This window comes from Xenorhabdus budapestensis, from assembly GCF_017743015.1.
GTDB classification, from domain to species: domain Bacteria; phylum Pseudomonadota; class Gammaproteobacteria; order Enterobacterales; family Enterobacteriaceae; genus Xenorhabdus; species Xenorhabdus budapestensis.
The window spans coordinates 1,865,450-1,891,340 of sequence record NZ_CP072455.1; the positions used below are offsets into that span (position 1 = coordinate 1,865,450).

Genomic DNA, 25,891 nt, shown 5'->3' on the forward strand with positions numbered 1-25,891 from the left:
AAAAGATGTGTTTATTAGCATAAACTGGCGAAAAATATTTCATAATATAGGTGGATTTTACTATAATTAATAAAATTTATTCTAGTGAAGATAGACTGTTATTTTATAAATGATTACCTGAATATTATACTTTGATTATTTTAAATTTGAAAATAGACTGAGTTAACGGGAGTAGAAACTCCCGTCTTATTAATTTCGACATATATCAAACTCTATGTGCTATTTTTTTCAATTTTTTCTACAATTTTGTTGTATTCTTTCCAGATAACGGATAATGGTGAATTTAGGCAGCAAATAGATATAGAACCGCCTGTTGCTGGATGATACTCATATTTCGATTTCCCTCTATATACCCGTTTTGGAAGTATGTTGTCCGCTGGATTTTTTCTTTTTCTTTCTAACATCAATCATAACCTCACTAGCAGATTATCTGATGGCCAGATAGTGGAATATTAATATCTTACTAACCTGTTGTTTTTGTTTCCAATGTAAAAATAACAATTGAAAATCTTAATATGTAATGGTGGCTTTTTCCAATTATCACAGCATTAAAATTTAATAATCTCATTTGAAGAAAAATATTGCTATATGTTTTCGTAAATTCAAGAGATTTCAACATTAAATTTTGTAATTATTTTATTTTTTTTAATGAATGTTGTTATAAATACGCAGGTAGAATGGAAGTATAGAATGAGTGAGGAATAAACAGCTAACTTTGCGGTGGGATGGGAGTAACAAGCATCAACAAGAATGTATTATTACGGGAGTCTTGTATTGCATTACGTTTTAAAAGTTTTGCCTTTGTTTGTAATTTGTTGTCTTTTTGTGTACAGGATGTTTCTTATTATGTGGTTATTAAATGTATTTGAGAGTAATGTAATAGGTAGTTTATCAATCGGGAATTGTGATTAAGAGGCTTAAAATTGGGCTCCGGGAACTAATGTAACTTAATGTAAATATTCATAAATGCTGAAGTAAATGTAAAAAATTCATTAAAAGTTACCCATTGAAATAGATATTGTGTTACATTCTTTCCGTTTTACTGGCTAGTATCTCTGTGTTTCATGCACAGAATTGTGTTACTTGTTAATTATAAAGAATATTACGCACAATAAATTCTCTATGGATACTACATTATGGTCAGCTAATGTTTGCTAACGACTAAGGGGAAAATATCTTGATGGATCTGATTAACAGCATTCTTTGGGACTACGTATTAATATACCTGCTTTTGGGGGTTGGTCTTTACTTCACACTACGCTCTGGCTTCATACAGCTTCGTCATTTTGGTCACATGTTTTCAGTTCTGAAACATAGTAATAAATCAGATAGTTCAGGCATCTCATCTTTTCAGGCTTTGTGTACCAGCCTTGCGGCACGTGTAGGAACAGGTAATCTTGCTGGGGTTGCAATTGCAATAACTGCTGGTGGCCCGGGGGCTATTTTTTGGATGTGGGTTGTTGCATTTATTGGTATGGCAACTTCTTTTGTGGAAAGCACGCTTGCCCAGTTGTACAAGACGAAAGACGATCAAGGAAATTATCGTGGTGGCCCGGCCTATTATATGGAGAAAGGGTTGAAACAGCGATGGATGGGAATATTGTTTTCTATTTTCCTTATTATCGCGTTTGGTCTTGTATTCAATGCTGTTCAGGCAAATTCAATTGCGGAAGCGGCTTCCTTTGCCTTCGATATCAAACCATTGTATGTCGGTATTGTCTTAGTCATCATTAGTGGCATGATTATTTTCGGCGGATTGCGTTCAATCGCACGAGTTGCTGAATTAGTTGTGCCATTTATGGCGGGGGCTTATTTAATATTGGCATTTTGGGTTGTTGGTCACAATATTGAACGTATTCCTGATGTATTTGCATTAATTATTAAGAGTGCCTTTGGTCTTCAGGAAGCGATAGCAGGAACATTGGGGTATGGTGTTTCCCAAGCTATGCTTCAAGGGGTTCAAAGGGGGCTGTTCTCGAATGAAGCGGGAATGGGTTCTGCACCAAATGCAGCGGCTTCTGCTTCTCCATATCCGCCACATCCTGCTTCTCAGGGATATGTGCAGATGTTGGGGGTATTTATGGATACGATTGTTATCTGTAGTGCTACAGCAATCATTATCCTTTCTTCAGGTATCCTTAATGAAAATGTCACGTCTATCAGTGGAATTGAATTGACTCAACGCGCATTATCATCTGCAGTTGGGCATTGGGGAACAACATTCGTTGCCATTGCTATTTTCTTCTTTGCCTTTACATCTATTATTGCTAACTACGCTTATGCTGAAAGTAACATGATATTCCTGGAGCGTAACCACACTGCAGGTTTGTTCATTTTACGTCTGGCTGCATTAGGTATGGTGATGTTTGGTACAATGGCAGATGTGCCATTGGTTTGGAATATGGCGAACATATCCATGGCTTGTATGGCTATTGTGAACCTGGTTGCTATTCTCTTGTTATCAGGCATTGCGATGAAATTGGCGAAGGATTATAACCAGCAAAGGAGAGCGGGTCAGTTGCCAACCTTCGATATCAATATGTATCCGGAAATTCAAAAGCAAGTTGAAGAAGGTATCTGGAATAACGACTCAGTTCAGAATAACCAGAAGCAAGTTGAGATTAAGGCAGATATTCATTAGTCAGTGTTGCTTACAATAACGAAGATAGTGGATATCGTAAAAGCAGTAATTTATAAAATTAAGAAATAAATGTATTAGCCGGATATTCTGTATTCAATCGATATCCGGCTTTTATTTTTATTGTAACTTCATCTACTATGTAGCACATCCTCCAATTTTTTCGGTTATTATTGTTTTAATATGATGAGAAAAGTCTTAATAGGTGTATTCCTTACACTATTGATTGGTTGCAGTTATCAAACTCCATTAGAAGAAAGAAATAATTATCTTATTGATCATTCTTATTCGTATTCAACCAGGCAGAACCTTGAAGCGGTCAAATTTCTTGTGTTGCACTATACAGCACTGAATGATCGAAACTCTCTACGAGTTTTGACAAATGGTAATGTTAGTGTTCAATATCTGATCCCATCTCAGCCTAAATATAAGAATAATGAACCGATTATCTTTCAATTATCCTCTGAGAAAGAAAAAGCCTGGCATGCAGGTAGAAGTGAGTGGAGAGGATATAAGAATTTAAATAGTTATTCTATTGGCATAGAAATTGTTAATTGTGGCTTTAAGCAATATTTTATTAAAAAAGAGTGGTGCGTCTATCACTCATCACAAATTGATGCCTTGATCCGGTTGGCAAAAGATATCATTCGCAGGCATAAAATCGAGGCAGTGAATGTGGTTGGTCATTCTGATATCGCACCACTTCGGAAAGAAGATCCCGGTCTTGTTTTTCCGTGGCGAGAGCTTTATGAGCAAGGTATTGGTGCCTGGCCTGATCTTACTACAGTAAATAGATATTTAGCCAACAGGCTGCCAGATACTCTGGTTCCTGTTATTGGAATACAAAAGGCCTTGGCTGCTTACGGCTATTCCATTCCCCAGACAGGCTTTCTGGATGATGATACTCGAAAGACAATTCAGGTGTTTCAGATGCATTTTCGTCCTTCAGATATTCGGGGTAATCCTGATGCAGAAACTGAAGCAATAGCTTTGGCATTAGTCGAAAAGTACAAATGAAAAGATAATGAATGTAGTAAGCAGTACCGTGCTGTCTTACGACTAAGAGAGATTAGGGCAGGTGAGGTTGCGGCCTGATGTCAATATCTGGCCGCGGAATAGGATGCTTTATGATTGGCAATTGTAAGTCAGATGTAGAGGCAGTTTAACTTCGAGTTCTATATCTGCACTTTGACGAAAATCGTAAGGTGTAATGCCATATTCTTTACGGAACATATAAGTAAAGTGAGATTGAGAGCCGAAGCCAAAATCCAGGGCGATATCAAAAATGGGTAGGGAACTGTTCTTTAGAAGGTGCACAGCACCCGCTAATCGACGTTGGCGTATATATTTACCAAGCGAGATCCCGGTAACTTCCTTGAATATTTTCTGCATGTGCCAAAGCGAATAGCCAGAATAAGCAGCAAGTTCTTCAAGATGGATGACTCTCCCAAGGTGATTTTCTATCCATTTACTTAGTGCGCATACAAGTGCTAAGTGATTATCCTGTGGCATTACAATTATAAATTGGTTGAAGGTGAGAGGAAGTATACACAACTTCTTTTCAAGATTTTAGTTTTATGCTTAATAGATAATAGTACGCCTAATTTTATGCTTATTGGATCTGGATATGCATTACAAGCACTGTGATAGAAGATTTGAATTGGGAAGCTGCACTATTATCCAATATTTGCTTTTTTGATATACATCTCAATAATTCTCTTGCAAGTATGTGTATGTTAACATTCATTTCTGGTATTCATTCTTCGTGGATGATGCTTTAATATTCACTTGATTTGAATTAGCAAATTAAATATCGGACTAAAATCAGAATCTGTCTTGATAGCAACCACACCAGGGTAGTTTGGCAACGACAGATCACGCAATGATAGAGGAAATATAAGGTTTCTTCGGCCTGTTCAGGTCCACAACGACAAATAAAACAGTTTAAACCGGTTCCAAGCATCGTAAAGAGGACTAGATGATAGAACAAATAGAACAATCTACGCTTAAGCGTGGTTTAAAGAACAGGCATATCCAGCTTATTGCTCTCGGTGGCTCAGTAGGAACAGGGTTATTTTTGGGCATTGCTCAAACGATAAAAATGGCTGGGCCTTCGGTTCTTCTTGGGTATGGCATTAGTGGATTTATTGCATTTTTGATAATGCGTCAATTAGGTGAAATGGTTGTTGAAGAGCCTGTAGCGGGTTCGTTTAGCCACTTTGCTTATAAATATTGGGGTAATTTTGCGGGTTTTCTATCCGGTTGGAATTATTGGGCAATGTTTATACTTGTCGGGATGGCGGAACTCACTGCGGTCGGTATGTATATCCAATATTGGTGGCCTGAAATTCCAACATGGGTTTCTGCTGCAATATTCTTTGTGCTGATTAATACCGTAAATTTGATTAATGTCAGGTTATATGGGGAAGCTGAGTTCTGGTTCTCTATGATCAAAGTTGCAGCTATCATTGGGATGATCCTTTTTGGCTCTTATCTGCTCATTTCTGGCACGGGAGGGCCACAGGCCAGTGTAACTAATTTATGGCAGCAGGGCGGTTTTATGCCTAATGGCGCTGTCGGCCTGATTATGGCAATGGCCGTTATTATGTTTTCATTTGGTGGCTTGGAAACTGTCGGGATCACTGCGGCAGAAGCTGAAAACCCGGAAGTTAATATTCCAAAGGCAACTAATCAGGTTGTTTATCGTATTCTGCTGTTTTATATCGGTTCGTTGTTCATTTTGCTTTCTCTCTATCCGTGGAAAGATGTTGTGGAGGGAGGCAGTCCATTTGTTTTAATTTTCCATAATTTGAATAGTTTTTGGGTCGCAAATGTCCTGAATATCGTTGTATTGACTGCGGCGTTATCTGTTTATAACAGTGGCGTTTATTGTAATAGTCGAATGCTGTATGGCCTGGCGAAACAAGGTAATGCACCGCGTATTTTGACTAAAGTGAACAAGCGTAGTGTTCCTGTTTTATCAATTGGATTGTCGGCGTTGGCTACATCAATAGGTGTATTGATTAACTATATTATGCCGGGTAAAGCATTTGAGCTTTTGATGGCATTGGTAGTTACAACGCTGGTGATTAATTGGATTATGATCTGTATGTCACACTTGAAATTTCGCGCTGCAAAAAATGCAGAAGGTGTTAAGACAAAATTCCAGGCATTTTGGTATCCATTTGGTAATTTTCTCTGTTTGATTTTCTTGGCTTTCATTCTTGTTATTATTCTGATGATGCCTGATATACGTATATCAGTTATTCTGATGCCGTTTTGGATCGGAATATTATGGGTAGGTTACTTATCTTCTAAATCAAATAAGGTCAGAGTATAAATTGTCTTGCTGAAAATGCGTACACTTTTCCAGCCGGGCATAATGCCCGGCTGATTTTTATAATGAATCCAATTTTATTAGATCGTTATGGCAGAGTGCTATTTCGGTAAAAGAAAATTGGTTAAAAAACCTACCTACAAAAATTGCATATAAAATAAATGTTATCCTGAAATGATATTTATTGTAGGTTGATATCTGGACAATTTGTTATTTAAAGCCCAGTCACTTTAGTGCTATAAAAATTATGTCATCATCTGACATATTGCCAGAATAGCAAGAGCTCAAAAGTTAAAGCATGAGTGTTTTGATTGAACAATATTTAATAAAGGTTAAACAAAACGTAAACTAATCAAATTTGGAGTAATCATATTTTACTTTCAAACATTAACATAAAATTAGCTATTATTTTGTTGCTTATTCAATTTATTTTGAAAGTTATAACTCTCTAGAATACCTCTTAATAGGTGTGAAAAACAGAATTATATATTAAATAAGTAAAAATGATTTCATTAAGTTAATGTTTTATTTTTCTGTTAATTCATGTGGTTATGTAATATAAATGCTTCCGATCAATATCAAATCGGAATAGATATTAAGAATTTAAAATATGTGCGTTAGCTCGTGCACCTGAAAAAAATGGCTTGCGATTATATAAAGAGTATGTGATAAAAACACCTGGGTAAACGAAGTACTGTTTCTGTTAATGAATAGCAGCAACGAATACTGGTTTGTTTCTTTTTATGCCAATCGGCGAATAAAGTGATTCAAAGGAAATTTTTGAAATGGCAAAAATCACTGGTACTGTGAAGTGGTTCAATGAGTCTAAAGGTTTTGGTTTTATTACTCCAGCTGATGGCAGCAAAGATGTATTTGTACATTTTTCTGCAATTATGAAAGATGGATTTAAAACATTGTCTGAAGGCCAACAAGTTGAGTTTGAAATTCAGGATGGCCCTAAAGGTCCAGCCGCTGCAAATGTCACTACTTTATAGTAAGAAGCAGTAATAAATTTATTTTAGCTGGTATGTTGGTGGCTGGCTGAATATATTTATCGTTAATATTTTCCATTAATTAATGATAACGCATTGCAAATATCACTCTATTGGGATACTAATAGAGTGATTTTTACTTTGGCTCGGGGCGTTCTTAAATGAACTGAGAAGTACCCGTATTACCTGATCTGGATAATGCCAGCGTAGGGAAGTCTTGGTATCTCTTGTTTGATACCCGCTTTTCTTGGGCTGGTGGTAGGAACTACCATCATGAGAATTAATTCATTGACTATTGCAGGAACCGATCCTAGCGGTGGTGCCGGCATTCAAGCCGATCTAAAAACATTTTCTGCCCTTGGCGTATATGGAACAACTGTAATAACAGCTCTCGTTGCGCAAAATACAACAGGAGTGCAGACAGTTTACAATATTGAACCCAGTTTTATTTCTGCTCAACTTGAATCGGTACTTTCAGATGTCAGAATAGATAGTGTTAAGATTGGAATGTTATCTAATTCTGCTAACGTTCATGTCGTTTCAGAAGCTTTCCACCGTTATCCGGTTCCTTATATCGTGTTAGATACCGTTATGCTGGCAAAGAGTGGTGATCCTTTATTATCGCAGGAAGCGGTAAAAGCTATGACGGAATTATTATTGCCAATCGTTTCTTTGATTACACCAAATTTACCCGAAGCCGCAACGCTATTGAAATGCTCTCTTGCGGAAACGGAAGATGAAATGTTGCGACAAGGACGTGAACTGTTATTGATGGGGTGTCAGGCCGTTTTATTGAAAGGAGGGCATTTGAAGCATGGAGAAAGCCCAGATTGGCTGTTTACGTCTGAAGGGGAATGGCGTTTTACAGCCCCCAGAATTAATACACGCCATACACATGGAACAGGTTGCACTTTATCGTCTGCCCTTGCAGCGCTGCGGCCGCGTTATTCCGATTGGAAGAGTACAATACCCGTGGCAAAGGCCTATTTGCAGAATGCTCTAATGCAGGCAGATACGCTAGATGTAGGGAAAGGAATAGGGCCGGTACATCATTTTCATCAGTGGTGGTAGGAAATAGTAGTAGGAATTATCACCATAATGTCGTGGTATTGTGATTCGAAAATGGGGATATAATATCCCCATTTCTAATACAGTGAATAACACAACAAATGAAGTAGGTTTTATCAGGCAATAGTGACGCTTTTGTCGAGATACACATCCTGAACAGAATGGATCAGTGCAACGCCTTCTTTCATTGATTTCTTAAATGCCTTGCGTCCCAGGATCAGTCCCATACCTCCGGCACGTTTGTTAATGACTGCGGTACGGACAGAATCACTCAGATCATTCACTCCGGAAGCTCCGCCAGAATTGATCAGGCCTGCACGTCCCATATAGCAGTTGGCGAGTTGATAGCGAACCAAGTCGATAGGGTGATTTGTTGTCAAATCAGTGTAGACACGTTTATCTGTGTGTCCGAAACTGATTGCAGTATATCCGCCATTGGTTTCTGCCATTTTTTGTTTAACGATATCTGCGCCGATAGTAGCTGCCAGATGGTTTGCCTGACCAGTTAAGTCGGCACTTGTATGGTAATCAACGCCATCTTTTTTGAAAGCTGAATTGCGTAAATAAGCCCACAATACAGTTACCATACCTAATTCATGCGCTCGTTCGAAAGCGGCAGAAATTTCTTCTATTTGACGGCGCGATTCGGGAGAGCCGTAATAAATCGTGGCACCAACTGCAACTGCCCCCATATTAAACGCTTGCTCAACGCTGGCATACAAGGTTTGGTCATATTGAACTGGATAGGTCAATGTTTCGTTGTGATTAAGTTTCACCAGAAACGGAATTTTATGAGCATAGCGGCGAGAGACGGATGCCAGAACACCATAAGTTGAGGCAACACAGTTACATCCTGCTTCGATTGCTAATTCAACAATATTTTTAGGATCAAAATAGAGTGGGTTGGTTGCAAAAGAAGCACTTGCCGAGTGTTCAACACCTTGATCGACCGGCAAAATTGAAAGATAGCCAGTTCCAGCCAGGCGCCCGTGATTAAACAAAGTTTGCATTGAGCGCAACACAGAGTTTGGCCGATTATTTTCAATCATTACACGATCGACAAAATCTGTGCCTGGGAGGTAAATATTTTTACGTGAAATGGTATTGCATTGATGTTGCAATAAACTTTCTGCGTCTTTTCCTAACAACTTCACGATATCAGTCATGTTTAACTCCAGTTTGCAAAAGGCGCTACTGATTGTTGTTTATATTTGTACTGAATACAAGATAAGCAGAGAGGGAAGCTGTAGTGGATCGCTTCAGTCGAAGCTATTTTTTATAGTTAATGCTATGTTTATTAAAATTTCATTGTTCCATACCTGTTATGTAGTTATGTGCAATGAAATAGTGTTGCTGGAATGTGTTGTGAATAAGTATTTCAGAGCGTTTTTTGATCTGCCAATCGAAAATATATTTCTCTAAAAATTCCTTCAGTAATCTGAATAATATTTATTCGAAATGGCTTTTTTATTTACAATTAATTTTGCTATTAAATTGTGAGTCAATTTTTGGCAAAAAAAATCTAATAATTATTAATTTAATCAATGATGACCTGATGTTTGATGTTATGGTTAATTGTTTGAATTAAACTTATTTTCTATAAAAGAAAAAGGCTAGCCCAAGGGAGATTGAGCTAGCCAAGGAGGTGGTTCCTAGTCTTACAGTGAAACTTTTTTAGTTCTTCATTTTTCAGAGCTGATAATACGAGAAATAAAATAGTATTGATGTGATCTGTTTCTAAAAAAATAGAACTATTTCTTTAAAATCCATGCCAGATTATTTTAAAGGATCCGTTTTCACATGCGGTGCTCTGGTATTACCTCCTTTTAGATTGCGGATCAACAGAGCATAATTTAGTTCAATTTCTACAGGAACAGGCAGATAAACGATGTGACCATCCCCCGGCGCGACTTCAACGGACTGGCCTTTTTTGTTTGTCATTGATGTCAGCATAAAGTTGATATTGCCCGCTGGGGTCATAACCTCAAGGTTGTCACCAACGATGAATTTGTTTTTTACTACCACCTCTGCCAGGTCATTGACCCGGTTGCCAGTGAATTCTCCGACAAATTGTTGTGTGTCTGATACTGAATAACCATATTCATAAGTCTGGTAAGTATCATGAGTATGACGGCGCAAAAAGCCTTCCGTATAACCTCGATGTGCCAAACCTTCCAGTGTGCTCATCAATGTAGGATCGAAAGGTTTGCCAGCCACTGCATCATCAATGGCACGGCGATATACCTGAGCAGTACGGGCACAATAGTAGAAAGATTTTGTGCGGCCTTCTATTTTTAATGAATGAACGCCCATTTTGGTCAGTCGTTCTACATGCGCAATTGCGCGTAAATCCTTAGAGTTCATAATATAGGTGCCATGTTCATCTTCAAATGCACTCATATACTCACCGGGACGCTTGGCTTCTTCGATCATAAATACTTTGTCTGTCGGGGCACCTTCCCCCAGAGTTGGCTCAACATTTTTAACCGGAATATTTTTGACCGGAATAGGGTCATGGGTATGGACGATATTTCCGACTTCATCTTCTTTTCCTTCCTGCACATGATATTCCCAGCGGCAGGCATTGGTGCAGGTGCCCTGATTGGGGTCACGTTTGTTGATATAGCCTGATAACAGGCAACGTCCAGAGTAGGCCATACAGAGCGCACCATGAACGAAAACTTCAAGCTCCATTTCAGGAACCTGTTGACGGATTTCGGCAATTTCTTCCAGTGAAAGCTCACGGGAGAGAATGACTCGTGTTAATCCCATTTGTTTCCAGAATTTAACCGTCGCCCAGTTAACGGCATTTGCTTGTACGGAAAGGTGAATATCTATCTCAGGAAAGGCTTCACGTACCATCATAATTAAGCCGGGATCGGACATAATTAGTGCATCAGGCTCCATTGCAATGACAGGTTTTAAATCGCGAATAAAGGTTTTTAGTTTTGCATTATGCGGTGCGATATTAACTACGACATAAAAACGCTTGCCTAATGTATGTGCCTCTTTAATTCCTTGAGCCAGTGTTTCATGATTAAATTCGTTGTTTCGAACACGAAGGCTGTAACGGGGCTGACCAGCATAAATGGCATCCGCACCATAGGCAAAGGCATAGCGCATGTTTTTCAAGGAGCCGGCAGGAGAAAGTAATTCTGGAGTAAACATATTATTAACGTTCTCAGTCTGAGTTCAAATCAGACCTTACCCTATCTGTTTATCATTACTAAGGGTAAGGTTAAAGAAGAAGAATTTTAGCGCTTATTCTGCTGATAACACAAATTTATTGTGGAGAAGGAGAACAGAAATAGGAAAAGAAGCAGAAACGCGCCGCTAATGCGGCGCAGTTAATTAATTACGTTTGGTCAAATCCCGCACTTTATCTGTTACCCCGATCTTTATGACAGACTGTATGCCTTTCTTCATCGCGGTTTCATTACCATAAGATTCACTGATACCAATAATCTGATGATTTCTTGCCTTTAAGACAAAATAGCTTTTGCCAGACTTATTCTTTCTTACTTCATGACGAGTTTTGTCCAGAGAGTTGACCTGTACCGAATGGATACCTTTATTAGCAGCCGCTTTGGTGGTGTACATTTCACTGCTGAGAATGATGTCACCGTTGGCCGCGACCAGATTGAAATAAAATTGCCCGTTCTTTGCTTTCTTAAGATCAAAATGCCCAGTAGCCATAAGAAATTCTCCTGATTGGGTAATTATCAGCTTAAGTTTAGCTTGAAATTTACTCAGGTGAATTTTTTAACAAAAATTAGGCAGTCATATCAGACGGCAAATTTCGGCTTCCCAGCGGTATCCCAAGCCATAAATCGAGCGAATAAAAGATTTATCTTCGTCTAATTGTTCTAATTTCCTGCGTAAATTTTTGATATGGCTATCGATAGTGCGATCATTAACAATACGATGATCGTTATAGAGATTATTTAGTAGCTGATCACGGGAAAAAACCCGCCCGGGCTGGCTGGAAATTATCTTAAGTAACCGGAATTCAACTGGTGTCAGATCCAGAACCCGTTCAAGATAGCGAGCTTGAAAATGATTTTCATCAATTGTCAGTGCCCCTTGTTCGCTAACGATATCTTGTGGGCGATAACAGCGACGTAAAATCGTTTTCACTCTGGCAACTATTTCTCGTGGGCTATAAGGCTTACAAACATAATCATCCGCACCGATTTCCAGCCCTAACAGGCGGTCAATCTCCTCTGTTTTGGCTGTCATTATGATAATGGGAATATTAGAAAATTTGCGGATTTCCCTACAAACTGACAAACCATCAAGCCCGGGCAGCATAAGATCGAGCAGGATAATATCGGGTTGCTGTTGCTGGACATGAGCAATCACTTCATCACCACGTACCAACCATTGTGTTTGATAATTTGCAGTTTGTAGATAATCAACAAGTAACTGTCCCAGTTTGGGTTCATCTTCCACGATCAGAACGGTATATTGTGCACTCATTATTCTTATATTCAGTGTGTTATATTCAGCGTTTTATGTTCGGAAAATTTGGTCAGAGGTAATTCTACGTGAATTTTAAGACCACCTAAAGGTGATATTTCTGCTTGAATAAGACCATTGTGTGCTTCAATGATGTTATAACAGATCGCCAAACCTAAACCCGAACCACCGCTGGCACGGTTGCGGGAAGATTCGCAGCGATAGAACCGTTCAAAAATACGTTGGCATTGCTCAGTAGTTAAGCCGGGAGCACTATCTTGCCAGCTAAGTACCCATTTCTGCTGATCTATATGTCCGCAAATAACTACTTTTCCGTAATCAGCGGTATAACGTAAGTTATTTTCCAGTAAATTCTGAAATAACTGTGTTAATCGCTTGGGATCGGCAAATAACATGGTGTTTTTTGGTAAATGTAGTTCCAGAGTAATCTGTTTATCAGCAAAGCGTCCCTGATAAGCAGCCACAGCTATTTTCAGTAGCTCATCGACGTTCATTAGCTCTTTCCGGTAAGCCAGAGAGCCCCGATCTGATAGGGACAACAGATGCAAATCATCCACCAGTTTTGTCAGGATAGTAACTTCGGTCAGTAAGGAATGAATAGTTGCTTGTGTCGGTTGCCGAACACCATCTTGCAGAGCTTCCAGTTCACCACGCAGAATAGAGAGTGGAGTGCGTAATTCGTGGGAGATATCTGCCATGTGATCCTGACGCATCTGTTCATTTTTTTCTAATGTACAAGCGAGAAGATTAAAATCCGATGCCAGTTGACCAATCTCATCCTTGCTGGACACTGCTACACGAATACTAAAATCACCGGAAGCCAGTTTATGTGTTCCTTCTACCAGTCGTTTAATCGGTTTCAGAAATCCGCGGGATAAGAAGAAAGTTGCTATCAAGGCCAACATAGTGGAAAAGCCGGCGATAATCCAACTGGTCAATTGTTGTTGGCTGGCGAAACTGATATCGGCCTGACGGGTAATTTTGTCAGAGGCACTGACAATGACCCAACCAACAACTTCATTTTGATAAATCACAGGCTTGCGATAGGTTTCTTCAGACATATTATCCGCATGGCCTACCAAACGATTCATATGGCGATCAACAACCCAAAACTGAGTACGCCAGCCGTGGGAGGATGGCCCCTGACGGTTGTTACTGCTCTGCTCAATGTTACGGATAATCTGAAAGATGACGCGATCATTTTTGGTCAGGAAATCCCAATTACCGTATTGCTGGTACTGCTCTGTCAATGCTTCTGCCAGCATGTTGGCACGTATTTGGCTATTTTGTTTGATATAACCAATGAATTCATGTTGGAAACTGAGGCGAGCCCCCCAGTGCATTGTTACTAGTACCAGCATACAGGTGGCAAAAATTGCCAGAAATAATTTTCCGCTGATCCCGGTTTTCATCCTGAATTTCACGATGGCTTGATTCTCTGAAATTTTGCTACTCTGCGTTGATGCCATTTTTCACGTAGTCGGTCAAAAAACAGATAGACCACAGGTGTAGTATATAACGTGAGAAGTTGGCTCATTACCAGACCACCAACAATGGTAATTCCCAGAGGATGACGTAATTCAGCACCATCACCGTTATTCAGTACCAAAGGCAGGGCCCCGAACAAGGCTGAAAGCGTGGTCATCATGATCGGCCGGAATCTTAACAAACTGGCCTGAAATATTGCTTCTTGGGCACTTAACCGACCATTTCGCTGAGCTTCAAGAGCAAAGTCCACCATAATAATGGCATTTTTCTTCACAATCCCAATCAGCAGCATAATCCCAATCATGGCGATCAGACTAAACGGAGTATTGAAGATCTCCAATGCCAGCAAGGCTCCAACTCCCGCAGAAGGCAGCGTGGAAAGAATTGTCAGAGGATGAATATAGCTTTCATAAAGTACGCCCAGCACCAGATAAACAGTAATAATCGCCGCAAGGATCACCAGTAACTGAGAACGCTGACTTTCTTCAAAATTTTGCACTGCACCAGTAAAAGAAAGACGTACTGTTGATGGAACACCGAGTTCTGTCATCGTGCGTTCTATTGCTCTGGTTGCATCAGACATCGTATAACCTGCTGCGATATCGAAAGAGATCATAGAAGCGGCTGAAAGCCCTTGGTGATAGACATCTAATGGGGCATTGGTTGGTCGCCAGCTTGCAAAATAAGAGAGTGGGATACGCTTTCCCTCTTTATTGATAACAAAAATTTTCTCTAATGAGCTGGCATCCTGATTATATTCAGGCGCGACTTCCATCACTACTTTGTATTGGTTCAGTGGTTGATAAATGGTTGAAATCGATTGTTGACCGAAAGCGTTGCCGAGCAAACTATTGGCTTGGGCGACACTAATGCCGAGGCGAGCCATCAGATCACGATCATAGGTGATTGTGAGTTCAGAACCTTTACTGTCATCGTCCGAATTTATTCCTGTCAGTTGCGGTACTTTCTTCAAGGCTTTTTCGATAATAGGTGTCCATTTGCGAAGTTCAGAAAAATCATCTGACAGCAAAGTAAATTGATAAATGGATTTGGCGTTACCTCCGCCTCCACCAGAGCTGAGGTCCTGAACAGGTATCAAATAGAGTTCCGCACCCGGCTCGTGGGATAATTTTTTCCTTAAACGGGTCATGACTTGTTCGATATTTTCTGTTCGTTCACTCAATGGTTTTAAACCCATAAAAATAAAACCGACATTGATGCTGTTCCCACCTGTAAATCCTGTAATATTTTCAACAGTTGGGTCTGCATTGATAACCCCCATGAAATATTCCATTTTTTTACGCATGGCCTGAAATGAAATGCTTTGATCAGCAACAACGAAGCCTATTAATTGGCCTGTATCCTGTCTGGGGAAAAAAGTTTTCGGAATACTGATATAAAGCCAGACATTCAGCGCAATAACCCCAACCAGTGTCAATAAAACCCAACGAGTATGGTTGAGTATCCATTTTAATGAGCGCCCATAGTATTGCTGGAGTCTCAGTAAAACTTTGCCGAAACCGCGGGTTTTCTTCAGTGGTTTTTCTGGTGAAGACTTCAATAAATGAGCGCACATCATCGGCGTTAAAGTTAGGGAAACCAGCAGTGAAATACCTATCGCGGTTGCGAGCGTAACGGCAAAATCAAGGAATAGTCTGCCAAGTAACTCATCTATCAGTATAAGGGGTATAAAGACAGCAACGAGTGAAAGGCTCATAGCAAGAACAGTAAAACCAACTTCTCTCACTCCCTTAAGAGCGGCTTGTGCTGGTTTCAACCCGGCTTCCAGATGGCGGGAAATATTTTCCAGTACCACAATGGCATCATCAACAACGAAACCCGTAGCAATGGTCAGTGCCATCAATGAGAGGTTATTCAGACTGAAACCACATAAGTACATAGCCGTAAACGTACCAATTAATGATACTGGAACTGTAATTGCCGGGATAAGGGTGGCACGTCCTGAACGCAGGAATAGAAAAACAACCAGGATCACCAGAGCAACGGCAACGGCAAGTGCTTGTTCCACTTCATACAGGGACGCTCGAATAGGGGGAGAGCGATCCTGTACAACATTCAGCTGAATATTAGCGGGTATTGATGCTCGCAGAGCCGGGAGTTCAGCACGAATTTTCTTGATGGTTTCAATGATATTTGCACTTGATTCCCGCCGGATAATCAGCGCAATAGCGGGGCCATTGCCGGACATTCCCGCTGCCCGGGTATCTTCGACGGAATCTTTGACAGTTGCGACATCTTTTAAACGAACAGGTGAGCCATTACGATAGTGCACAATAATGGAGGCATAATTGTCCGCTTGCTTGATTTCATCGTTAGTTTGTATTTGCCAGCTTTGTTTATCTGTATCAACGTGTCCTGTTGGGCGTCTGACATTAGCCTTGTTGATAGCTTCGCGAACATCATCAAGAGATACTCCCTGATTGAATAGGGCATTAGGATTCAGTTCGACCCGTATTGCGGGTAGTGAACTACCTGCAACGTTAACTTGGCTGACACCTTCTATTTGTGAAATTTTTTGGGCAAGGTGTGTTGAGGCGATATCATACAATTGCCCTTCGTCATAGCTATCTGATGTCAAAGTCAGAATCATGATTGGGGCAGAAGAAAGATTTGCCTTATGGTAGGTTGGGCGGCTTGGCATCCCCGAAGGTAACAGGCTTTCTGCTGCATTTATAGCTGCCTGTACATCCCGTGCTGCTCCATTAATATCCCGGTTCAGCTCAAATTCCAGAAAAATTTCACTGAAACCTAATGAACTACTGGAACTCATCTCTTTAATACCAGCAATTCTACCGAGTGAACGTTCTAATGGGGTAGTGACGGAAGAAGCCATGGTTTCCGGTGATGCTCCGGGCATTGAAGCAGAAACTGTAATCACCGGAAAATCAACCTGCGGTAATGGTGATACTGGCAACAGGGTAAAGCTAACAGCCCCAAATAGCGTAATGGCTACGCTTAATAGTGTAGTTGCGACAGGCCGCTGGATAAATAAGGCGAAAAATTTCACAGCGGCTCCTGATGGTCAGTAGAAGAATGAGCTAATTTTGTTTGAGTGTCGTTCTGTTGTTCATGATTACTCTTATACTTGTATTTGTATTTGCTCTTGTAATAGTGCCCCAGCCGATCAAATAGCAGGTAAATAACAGGTGTTGTAAACAAGGTCAGGATCTGGCTCATAATCAACCCGCCTACCATACTAACCCCCAGTGGACGGCGTAGTTCAGCTCCAATTCCGTTGCTGAGCATTAATGGTAATGCCCCCAATAGTGCAGCCATTGTTGTCATTAATATTGGCCTGAAACGCAAGAGGCAGGCTTGAAAAATGGCATCATAGGGTGACATTCCGTTTTCCCGTTCTGCTACCAAGGCAAAATCGATCATCATGATGGCGTTCTTTTTCACAATACCAATCAGCAAAATAATCCCAATGATGGCAATAACATCCAGTTCATAGCCACCCAGCATTAAAGCCAATAATGCTCCGACGCCAGCAGTGGGGAGTGTTGACAGGATAGTTACCGGATGAATAAAGCTTTCATACAGTATGCCAAGCACAATGTACATCGCAACGACAGCAGCCAGTATCAGCAATAAGGTATTATTCAGTGAATTCTGGAATGCCAGCGTCGCTCCTTGAAATTGTGTGTTGATATCTTTTGGTATATTAATTGCGCGTTCTGTTTCTTTTACTGCATCAACTGCTGCTTCTAGAGAAGTATTTGGTGCAACATTGAATGAAAAAGTGGTAGCAGGAAACTGTTGTAGGTGATTGATGGATAAATAACCTAATTGTTGTTTCACTGTAGCGATAGTGGTTAGGGGCACTATCTTGCCGTCAGTGCTAATAAGACGGATATCATTGAGCGCATCAAGACCGGGTGAATTAGTTGTATCCTGTTCCAGCACGACGCGGTATTGATTCGCTTGTGTGTAAATGGTCGAAATCAACCTTTGGCCGAAAGCGCTATACAGTGTGTTATCAATATCAGCCATGGAAATACCCAACCGACTGGCCATATCGCGATTCACATCAATATAAGAGACTAATCCCCTGTTTTGCCAATCATTACTGATATCAACCAATTCAGGACGTTTTTTTAGTGCTTCCTGTAATTTTGGAACCCAGACATTAAGTTCATCAAGAGAAGCAGCCTGTAAAGTAAATTGATATTGGGTACGGGAAACCTGAGTATCAATTGTCAGATCTTGAATTGGTTGTAGATACAAGGTTACATCGGGTACTTTGGCTAATCGAGCTTGCAGACGAGGAATAATTTCTTCAATTTTATCGTCACGCTGATCAAAAGGTTTAAGCGTAATTTGCAGACGCCCATTATTCAATGTTGGGTTACTACCATCAACGCCAATAAACGTAGTGACATTCTTCACAGCCGGATCTTCTAGTAACAATGAAGTTACCTGACGCTGCTTGTCTGCCATAGCGCTGAAAGAGATGGATTGTGGTGCTTCCAGTGTTCCCTGAATTAATCCATTATCCTGCAATGGGAAAAATCCTTTTGGGATCATGATGTAGAGCAGGGTAGTTAAAGCCAGAGTGCTGAGTGTAACACCGAGTGTTATCCAGGGATGGTTCAGAACGCGTTTCAGCCATGTGCCATATATCGCAATCATCCACTCAAAGAAACGTTCACAGGCTTGCTCAAAGCGGTTGTATTTAATATCCGTTTCTGCTTTCAGCATTCTTGCGCACATCATTGGTGTCAATGTCAGTGAAACTACGGCTGAAATTAAAATCGCCACCGCCAGCGTAATTGCAAACTCCCGGAATAAACGACCGACAATATCTCCCATAAACAGCAGAGGGATCAGAACGGCAATCAAAGAAAAAGTCAGTGAAATAATGGTAAAACCGATTTCACCAGCGCCCTTCAAGGCGGCAGCCAGCGGTTTTTCTCCTCGCTCAATATGGCGGGAAATATTTTCGATAACCACAATGGCATCATCGACTACAAAGCCTGTTGCGATGGTTAATGCCATCAAAGTGAGGTTATTGACGGAAAAACCACAAAAGTACATCACCGCAAATGTGCCGATCAGGGAAAGTGGCACTGAAATGCTTGGGATCAGGGTGGCAATTGTATTGCGTAAAAACAGGTAAATCACCATCACAACCAATGCAATTGCCAGCAACAACTCAAATTGCACATCCTTGACTGAAGAGCGGATCGTAACAGTTCGGTCAGTCAGAACATCTACATTAACTGATTTGGGCAGGTTGTTGATCAACTCTGGTAGCATGGAACGAATATTATCAGTAGTTTCAATAACATTAGCACCCGGCTGACGTTGGACATTGATGACAATAGCGGGTTTTTCATTTGCCCATGCGCCCAGTTTGGTGTTCTCCGCACTTCGTTCAATTGTTGCAACATCCCGCAGGCGAATCGGAGCTCCATTTTTATAGGCCACAATTAAATTGCGGTATTCGTCAATGGACGTCATTTGATCGTTGGCAGACAAAGTGACCGAACGGGTCGGGCCATCAAAACTGCCTTTTGGTGAATTTACATTCGCACTTACAATTGCATTGCTAATGGTACGACTGTCTAACCCTTGTGCAGCGGTAGCCTGCGCATTTAACTTCACACGCACAGCAGGGCGCTGTCCTCCAGCCAGAGTGACCAAACCTACACCACCGATTTGAGAAATGCGTTGAGCAACGCGAGTTTCCACCATATCCTGAACCTCTGTCATCGGCAGGGAATCAGAGGTTACGGCCAGTGTTAAGATAGGCGGATCAGCCGGATTGACTTTACTGTAAATTGGCGGATAGGGCAGGTCATCGGGTAATAAATTAATGATTGAATTAATAGCGGCCTGTACATCCTGTTCTGCTACATCCAATGGCAAGGAGAGCTGGAATACCAGTGTAATAACAGAAGCGCCCCCGGAACTTTGTGATGTCATCTGCTTCAAACCGGATATTTGCCCGAATTTGCGTTCTAATGGTGCAGTTATAGCAGAAGTCATTACGTCAGGGTTGGCACCGGGGTAGAGCGTAACAACCTGAATAGTAGGATAATCTACTTGAGGCAATGCAGAAACTGGTAACATTCGGTAGCCGATGATGCCAGAAAGCAATATTGCAATCATAAACAGTGTAGTAGCTACCGGACGCAAGATAAATAAGCGGGACGGGCCGCCCCCTGTTATTGGAGAATCAGAAAGCATTAAGTATTCTCCACTTTACTGTTTGACTGGTCAGACTTATCGCTATTGCTGTTATTTGACTCTGGTTTCAGGGGTTTAACAACCTCGACAGTAGCACCTTCTGTCAATTGATCAGTACCATCTGTAACAACCCGGTCACCGACGGACAAACTGTTGTTAATGACAACTAGTTCGGTGTTTTGCAACCCGATAGTCACCTTACGTTTGCTGACTTTATTATCTTTATCCACCATCCAGACAAAATAACCTTCACTACTCATCTGTAATGCGGCGCTTGGGATCACAATGGCATTGTTGAGCGTATTCACTTTGATCTGAATATTGACAAATTGATTGGGAAATAGCGCGTTATCTTGATTATTGAATTGTGCTTTCATTTTGATGGTGCCAGTAGCAACATCAATCTGGTTGTCAATACTGAATAGTTTGCCTTGTGCCAATTGTAGCTGGTTATTGCGATCCCAAGCGATAACAGCAAGCTCTTTATTGCTCTTTTGTGCCTTCAGTATAGTGCTGAGATCGTTTTCAGGCAGGGAAAACACCACATCAATAGGGTCAACACGTGTAATGACCACAATCGGATTTTCTCCTCCAGAAGAGACATAATTACCGACATCTATCCGTTTCAGACCGACACGACCTGAAATAGGAGCAGTAATGCGACTATAGGTTAATTGCAGTTTCTGTTCATCAATATCTGCCTGATCAGTTTTTAGGGCAGCTTGATACTGGCGCACTAAGGAAAACTGCTTATCCAAATCTTGTTGAGTAATTAATTTGTTTTTCGCCAATTGCTGATAGCGAGCCAAATTCTGTTTAGCATCAACCAGTATCGTTTGATCTTTGACATATTGCCCTTGTGCTTTTGCCAGCCTGACCTGAAAAGGACGGGGATCAATTTCTGCCAGTAAATCGCCTTTTTTGACATGTTGGCCTTCATTAAAATGCAGGGCAATTAATTGCCCATTCACAAGGCTGGTAATATTTACGGTATCAGCAGCCTGAACTGTTCCCAACCCTCCCAGATAATGGGGGACAGATTCTGTTTTAACGGTAGCTACCTGAACGGGTTGAGGGGGAATAAGGTGCAAATTTTTTTGCGATTCTGATACTTGAGCTGATTTTTCTCCCGATGTGGCTGATTTTTTAAAATAGCTCCATGTAAAAAAAACAGCCGCGATGAAAACGGCTAACACAGCAAACCCGAAAAAGTAGGTACGACGTTTATTGCTCATATATTCGATATTCTCTTCATATTGTGCCGATAATCAGTCACGCGCATCTTATGCTAAATCAGTGTAAATATATATTTAATTAGTGTACTCGGAGAGAAATAGCCAATCATGGAGAAAATGTGGAAATTATGTCAATGAAATAAATACGATTGTTAGCTGAATGTAAAAGTTGAATTTTAAAGTTTCCATGAGAAGCGCTAAAGGGGTTAACGTAACCTGTTTTCATAAGGGAGTCTTGTCAGCATTTAGCTGGTGAATGGCACAGTCATTAACCCGACGATCGAAAAAAGAAAATAGAGGATGGTATTGAAAAATATCGTATAAAAGCAAAAACGTCACAGAAAAAACTAAAAGATAAATACAAATATGACATTCAGAAAACAAAAATAATCGATGAATACGATATTTTATCAGAGGTGATAGAGGTGGATAATGGAAACAAAAACTGAACGAAATGTATTTAAAATGTTGGTCAATGAAATAGTACTACAAATTATGGATGTTAACGAAATCCTTAGTAAATTATTAAGTAAAGTGCGTATCTTGTCTTGTTTTTCGTTGATATAATATTCCATAATCGCTGATAAAATGAATGGTTAAAGTTAACAGCAATAAATATGGTTTGGTGGTAAACGTTATTGTTTAGTGACTTTAATCACATTTTTTCTTGGAAAACAATAGTTTTTAAAAATATGCTAGACGCGATTAATAGTACTTTCAAACTTAACCAAAACAGGAAGTTATTATGGCGAATATGATCTATTTAACCTTGCAGGGAAACAAACAAGGGTTGATTTCACAAGGTTGTTCTTCGATTGAGTCCATCGGCAATAAATATCAGGCTGGTCATGAAGATGAAATCTTTGTATTGAATCTGCATCATTCTATTCATAGAGAACAAAATGTTAACCATAGTCCAATTGTATTTGTAAAGCCACAAGATAAATCATCGCCGTTATTAATGATGGCAATTTCAAATAATGAAAGTTTGAATCTGAAATTTGATTTTTATCGCACTTCACAATTAGGATCTCAGGAACTCTATTATTCAATTGAATGCCGTGATGCAACAATCATTGAATTGTCACCAAACTATCCGCACAGTATTAACCATTCGGAATCACAACCAGAAGAAATTGTTTCTATTAAATATAAAGATATTATCTGCCGTCATCATATGGCAGGAACATCTGGATATAGTGTCTGGGAAGAAAGAGTGTATTGATAATTTGCAAAAACGCCGATTATTTAATCGGCGTTTCCTGAATACAGAGCTGCTTAAATATCGGTGAACTCATTAAACCAAAAATAGCGTTGCCAATCCCAAAAAGATAAAGAAACCGCCAGTATCAGTAATTGCAGTAATCATAACACTGGAACCAATCGCAGGATCTCTGCCTAACTTCATCATAATAAAAGGTATCAATACCCCCATTAATGCAGCCATCAGCAGGTTTAGTATCATTGCCATTGTCATTACGCCCCCCATTGCAAGGTCATCATAGAGCACATAAGTGACAATACCCATAATACCTCCCCAAATAACACCATTTATCAGAGCAACACCAAGCTCCCTCAATAAAAGATAAGAGAAACTCCCTGTTTGGATCTGGTGTAGAGCCAGTGCTCGTACGATCATGGTAATAGTCTGGTTACCGGTATTGCCCCCGATGCCCGCCACAATAGGCATTAAAGTGGCAAGAGCGACGAGTTGGGAAATAGTATGTTCAAACAGGCCGATAACACGTGAAGCGACAAACGCTGTGCACAGATTAATAGCGAGCCAAGTCCAGCGGGTTTTTACTGCCTGTCCAACTGGCGCGAAGACATCTTCTTCACGGCTCAAGCCGCCCATACGTCGGATATTGGTATCCGTCTCTTCGCTTAAAGTATCAACGATATCTTCGACAGTCAGGCGCCCCATCAAACGCCCGTTACTGTCCACTACCGCAGCAGAAATCAAGTCATAACGTTCGAACGCACTGGCAGCATCTTCGCCTTTTTGCTCAGGCAGAAAAGTGACGGTATCTATGTTCATCACCTCAGCTACAAGTTTATCCGGTGCATTGGTTAGCAAAGTCGTAAGTAGAAGTTCTCCCTGAAGGCGATTTTTGCGATCAATGACAAAGATTTTATCCGTTGTTTCCGGAATAGAGCCGCGGGAACGTAGGAAACGCTGAACAGTACCGAGTGTGACATTGCCTCGTACTGTCACAAATTCGAAATCCATCATCTGGCCGATACTGTCCTTATGGTACTGCAATACTTCCCGGATGCGGTTACGCTGGCTGGGTTCCAGATAGGTCAGTAAACGGCGTGTTGTATCCCGGGGAAGGTGTTCAGCAATATAAGCCTGTTCATCTACGTGCAGTGTTCCGATTGCTCTGAGCAGTTCCAGATCAGACATGTCTTTGATTAAGTTATCCCAGACTGGAATCGAGGTTTCCACCAGCACTTCACCACGCTGGTTATTATCAATGAGCCGCCATAAAGCAAGACGTTCATCATAAGGTAATGCTTCCAGAATATCGGCAATATCTGCTGCATGCAGATTGGTCAGAAGGGATTTGACTTTTTCAATCTTCCCTAATAATTGGTCATCGCTAATTTTTGCATGTGCATCAGCTTGTCCCAATAACGAATCAACGAATAACTTATCGTCAATGAGCAGCGAAAACAGGTTCTGGCGAATTAGAACCAGCTTTTGGGAATGTTGACTGGTGACATTCCCATTATCAGGTTTAAAGGCTGGTTGTAACATAGTCTACCTTGAATTTGTGCAAATAGTTTTGCAAAAATCTGTACAAAGCTACTCGGTTTGGGGGGATATAGTGCTATTTTGTCTTAGAATTGCCATTTTGTTCCATCATATTTTGCTGTTTTTGCTGATGATGTTTCAACGCCGCAATAGATGATTCCTCTTGGATATGTAAGTGCCAACCCGTCACATCACCCCAGTAAACCTGTTCTTTCTCTAAGTCTAACTGAATCAGTACATTCTGAACTAGATAGTTTTTGGGAAGGTAAAGTGTCCAGTGACCATGATCTGTTTCCAGCTTTAAAGATTCAGGTGTCGTCGTGGATTGGCGTTGATTATTCAGCAAGGTTGCTAATCTCAATATCTGGAGCATCGGAAGATATTGCTTTTTCTTGAACAGATAGAAACGGGGATGTTCATGAACTTTAACTGCTTTGCGGTGATAGCGAACCAATGTTGCCAACAATAATTGCTGTTCTTGATTAAAGCCGGGTAAGTCAGTGTGTTGCAGGATATAGGCAGAATGCCGCTGTAAACCATTCAGGTTGATGCTTAAGCCAACTTCATGAAGCATCGCTGCCCAGAGCAGAATGGCTTCCAATTGTGGTTGTACTCGTTTCGGATTTTGTGCCGCCCATTGGTCATAAAGTGTTTTGGCTGTGTCCCAGACGCGACTGGCTTGTTCCCTGTCAATGTTGTAGTGTTCAGCGAGGCTTTTGGCTGTTCTTTGACGAATATCCTGATGGCGGAAGCGATCTTCCATTTCGTAAAGAACACCTTCACGTAATGCTCCGTCAGACAAACGTAATTCCTGAATATGCAGGGCATCAAATATGCCGCACAGAATAGCCAGACCCGGAACAAAAGTTTGTTTGCGATCTTCGGATAAACCGGGTAAATCCAGAGAGTTGAAGTTTTTGTATTTTAATACCTGTTTCACCAGCATATGGAGGCGCTCTGGTGTAATCAGGCCATCTTTTTCACCAAATTCGATCAGTGATTCATGAACTGCTTTGATAGTCCCCGATGCTCCCAAAGCAAAATCCCAACCTTTTGTGCGGAATTGCCAGATGAGATTTTCTAGTTTTTGTTCTGCCTGAAGTCTTGCTCTATGGAAATTATGCTCATTTACTACGCCACTAGGAAAAAACTGACGGGAAAAACTTACACATCCCATACGGCGGCTTTCAATTAATAGAGGTTCGAAGTCCTCACCAATGACCAACTCGGTGGAACCACCACCAATATCAATCACCAGCTTACGCCCTTTTTCAGGTTGAGTATGTTCTACCCCCATGAAGATCAAACGGGCTTCTTCATGACCGGAAATAATTTCAATTGGATAAGGAATAACTTCTTTGGCTCGTTTCAGAAACTCTTCCGCATTAGTTGCTTCCCGTAGACTATGAGTACCTACAAGGCAGACATTTTCCGCAGAGAAACCCTGCAACCGCTTAGCAAATAATGACAGGCAGTCAAGACCGCGACTGATAGCTTCTTCACTTAACTCATTTTTATCATTCAGTCCATCAGCAAGGTAAACCCGTTTTTTTAGACGCCCTATAACTTGTAATGCGCCATTTACAATACGGGCGATAACCATATGAAAACTGTTAGAGCCAAGGTCAATGGTTGCAATTTCCAGCGGCTTAGGCGTTGGTTTATCGTGTTTCAACGGCATAA

At 40.7% G+C, this 25,891-nt stretch carries 18 protein-coding genes and 1 riboswitch; of the genes, 6 read left to right on the forward strand and 12 right to left on the reverse strand.

All coding sequences use genetic code 11. From position 1 onward, the window contains the following. Positions 1-212: 212 nt before the first annotated feature. Positions 213-404, reverse strand: coding sequence for a hypothetical protein (locus tag HGO23_RS08500; protein ID WP_156115326.1), 192 nt, complete (start codon positions 402-404; stop codon positions 213-215). Between the two features lie 776 nt (positions 405-1,180). On the opposite strand from HGO23_RS08500, the gene HGO23_RS08505 reads away from it, so the two are divergent. Further along, a complete protein-coding gene (locus HGO23_RS08505; protein ID WP_099134748.1) occupies positions 1,181-2,641 on the forward strand; it encodes an alanine/glycine:cation symporter family protein in 1,461 nt (486 codons plus the stop codon). A gap of 183 nt (positions 2,642-2,824) precedes the next feature. Then, positions 2,825-3,655: an N-acetylmuramoyl-L-alanine amidase gene (locus HGO23_RS08510; RefSeq protein WP_209028743.1), complete on the forward strand. Its 831-nt coding sequence runs from the start codon at positions 2,825-2,827 to the stop codon at positions 3,653-3,655. Between the two features lie 108 nt (positions 3,656-3,763). Here HGO23_RS08510 and HGO23_RS08515 read toward each other — a convergent pair whose 3' ends face one another. Continuing rightward, positions 3,764-4,150 carry a helix-turn-helix domain-containing protein gene (locus HGO23_RS08515; RefSeq protein WP_099134904.1) on the reverse strand — a complete coding sequence of 129 codons (387 nt, stop codon included), beginning with the start codon at positions 4,148-4,150 and terminating at the stop codon, positions 3,764-3,766. A 466-nt stretch (positions 4,151-4,616) separates the two neighbouring features. Between HGO23_RS08515 and HGO23_RS08520 the strand changes: the two genes are divergently transcribed. The 3 genes from HGO23_RS08520 (at position 4,617) to thiD (ending at position 8,038) form a co-directional block, all read left to right on the forward strand. Further along, positions 4,617-5,978 (forward strand): amino acid permease, encoded by a 1,362-nt coding sequence (locus tag HGO23_RS08520; protein ID WP_099134746.1) that lies wholly within the window; start codon positions 4,617-4,619, stop codon positions 5,976-5,978. Between the two features lie 782 nt (positions 5,979-6,760). Next, on the forward strand, positions 6,761-6,970 hold the full coding sequence (gene cspE / locus HGO23_RS08525; RefSeq protein ID WP_038269841.1) for a transcription antiterminator/RNA stability regulator CspE: 210 nt from the start codon (positions 6,761-6,763) through the stop codon (positions 6,968-6,970). Between the two features lie 134 nt (positions 6,971-7,104). After that, a riboswitch (TPP riboswitch) is annotated at positions 7,105-7,197 on the forward strand. Positions 7,198-7,237: 40 nt separating this feature from the next. Continuing rightward, positions 7,238-8,038, forward strand: coding sequence for a bifunctional hydroxymethylpyrimidine kinase/phosphomethylpyrimidine kinase (gene thiD, locus HGO23_RS08530; protein WP_209028744.1), 801 nt, complete (start codon positions 7,238-7,240; stop codon positions 8,036-8,038). Positions 8,039-8,151: 113 nt separating this feature from the next. Here the strand turns inward: thiD and fbaB are convergent, their stop codons facing one another. The 8 genes from fbaB to HGO23_RS08570 all read right to left on the reverse strand — a co-directional run bounded on the left by fbaB (position 8,152) and on the right by HGO23_RS08570 (position 21,450). Continuing rightward, on the reverse strand, positions 8,152-9,201 hold the full coding sequence (gene fbaB, locus HGO23_RS08535; RefSeq protein ID WP_099134744.1) for a class I fructose-bisphosphate aldolase: 1,050 nt from the start codon (positions 9,199-9,201) through the stop codon (positions 8,152-8,154). Between the two features lie 610 nt (positions 9,202-9,811). Beyond that, positions 9,812-11,203 carry a prephenate-dependent tRNA uridine(34) hydroxylase TrhP gene (gene trhP / locus HGO23_RS08540; RefSeq protein WP_209028558.1) on the reverse strand — a complete coding sequence of 464 codons (1,392 nt, stop codon included), beginning with the start codon at positions 11,201-11,203 and terminating at the stop codon, positions 9,812-9,814. Positions 11,204-11,386: 183 nt separating this feature from the next. Further along, on the reverse strand, positions 11,387-11,731 hold the full coding sequence (locus tag HGO23_RS08545; protein ID WP_099134742.1) for a YegP family protein: 345 nt from the start codon (positions 11,729-11,731) through the stop codon (positions 11,387-11,389). A gap of 84 nt (positions 11,732-11,815) precedes the next feature. Next, positions 11,816-12,514, reverse strand: a complete 699-nt coding sequence (gene baeR, locus HGO23_RS08550; RefSeq protein ID WP_099134741.1) for an envelope stress response regulator BaeR — start codon at positions 12,512-12,514, stop codon at positions 11,816-11,818. 11 nt (positions 12,515-12,525) lie between these two features. Next, complete coding sequence (baeS, locus tag HGO23_RS08555) at positions 12,526-13,926, reverse strand: envelope stress sensor histidine kinase BaeS (RefSeq protein ID WP_209028745.1); 1,401 nt, start codon at positions 13,924-13,926, stop codon at positions 12,526-12,528. A gap of 8 nt (positions 13,927-13,934) precedes the next feature. Then, positions 13,935-17,030 (reverse strand): multidrug efflux RND transporter permease subunit MdtC, encoded by a 3,096-nt coding sequence (mdtC, locus tag HGO23_RS08560; protein WP_209028559.1) that lies wholly within the window; start codon positions 17,028-17,030, stop codon positions 13,935-13,937. After that, positions 17,027-20,215, reverse strand: coding sequence for an MdtB/MuxB family multidrug efflux RND transporter permease subunit (locus HGO23_RS08565; RefSeq protein ID WP_209028560.1), 3,189 nt, complete (start codon positions 20,213-20,215; stop codon positions 17,027-17,029). The genes mdtC and HGO23_RS08565 overlap by 4 nt, the downstream gene beginning before the upstream one ends. Then, a complete protein-coding gene (locus HGO23_RS08570) occupies positions 20,215-21,450 on the reverse strand; it encodes an MdtA/MuxA family multidrug efflux RND transporter periplasmic adaptor subunit (protein WP_209028561.1) in 1,236 nt (411 codons plus the stop codon). Before HGO23_RS08570 ends, HGO23_RS08565 begins: the two co-directional genes overlap by 1 nt. Before the next feature lie 745 nt (positions 21,451-22,195). Here HGO23_RS08570 and HGO23_RS08575 point away from each other — a divergent pair. Beyond that, the gene (locus HGO23_RS08575) at positions 22,196-22,675 is read left to right on the forward strand and encodes an Hcp family type VI secretion system effector (protein ID WP_099134736.1); all 480 of its coding nucleotides are present in this window, start codon (positions 22,196-22,198) and stop codon (positions 22,673-22,675) included. 72 nt (positions 22,676-22,747) lie between these two features. Here the strand turns inward: HGO23_RS08575 and mgtE are convergent, their stop codons facing one another. Beyond that, a complete protein-coding gene (gene mgtE / locus HGO23_RS08580; RefSeq protein ID WP_209028562.1) occupies positions 22,748-24,211 on the reverse strand; it encodes a magnesium transporter in 1,464 nt (487 codons plus the stop codon). Positions 24,212-24,284: 73 nt separating this feature from the next. After that, positions 24,285-25,889, reverse strand: a complete 1,605-nt coding sequence (ppx, locus tag HGO23_RS08585) for an exopolyphosphatase (RefSeq protein WP_209028563.1) — start codon at positions 25,887-25,889, stop codon at positions 24,285-24,287. Between the last annotated feature and the right edge of the window lie 2 nt (positions 25,890-25,891).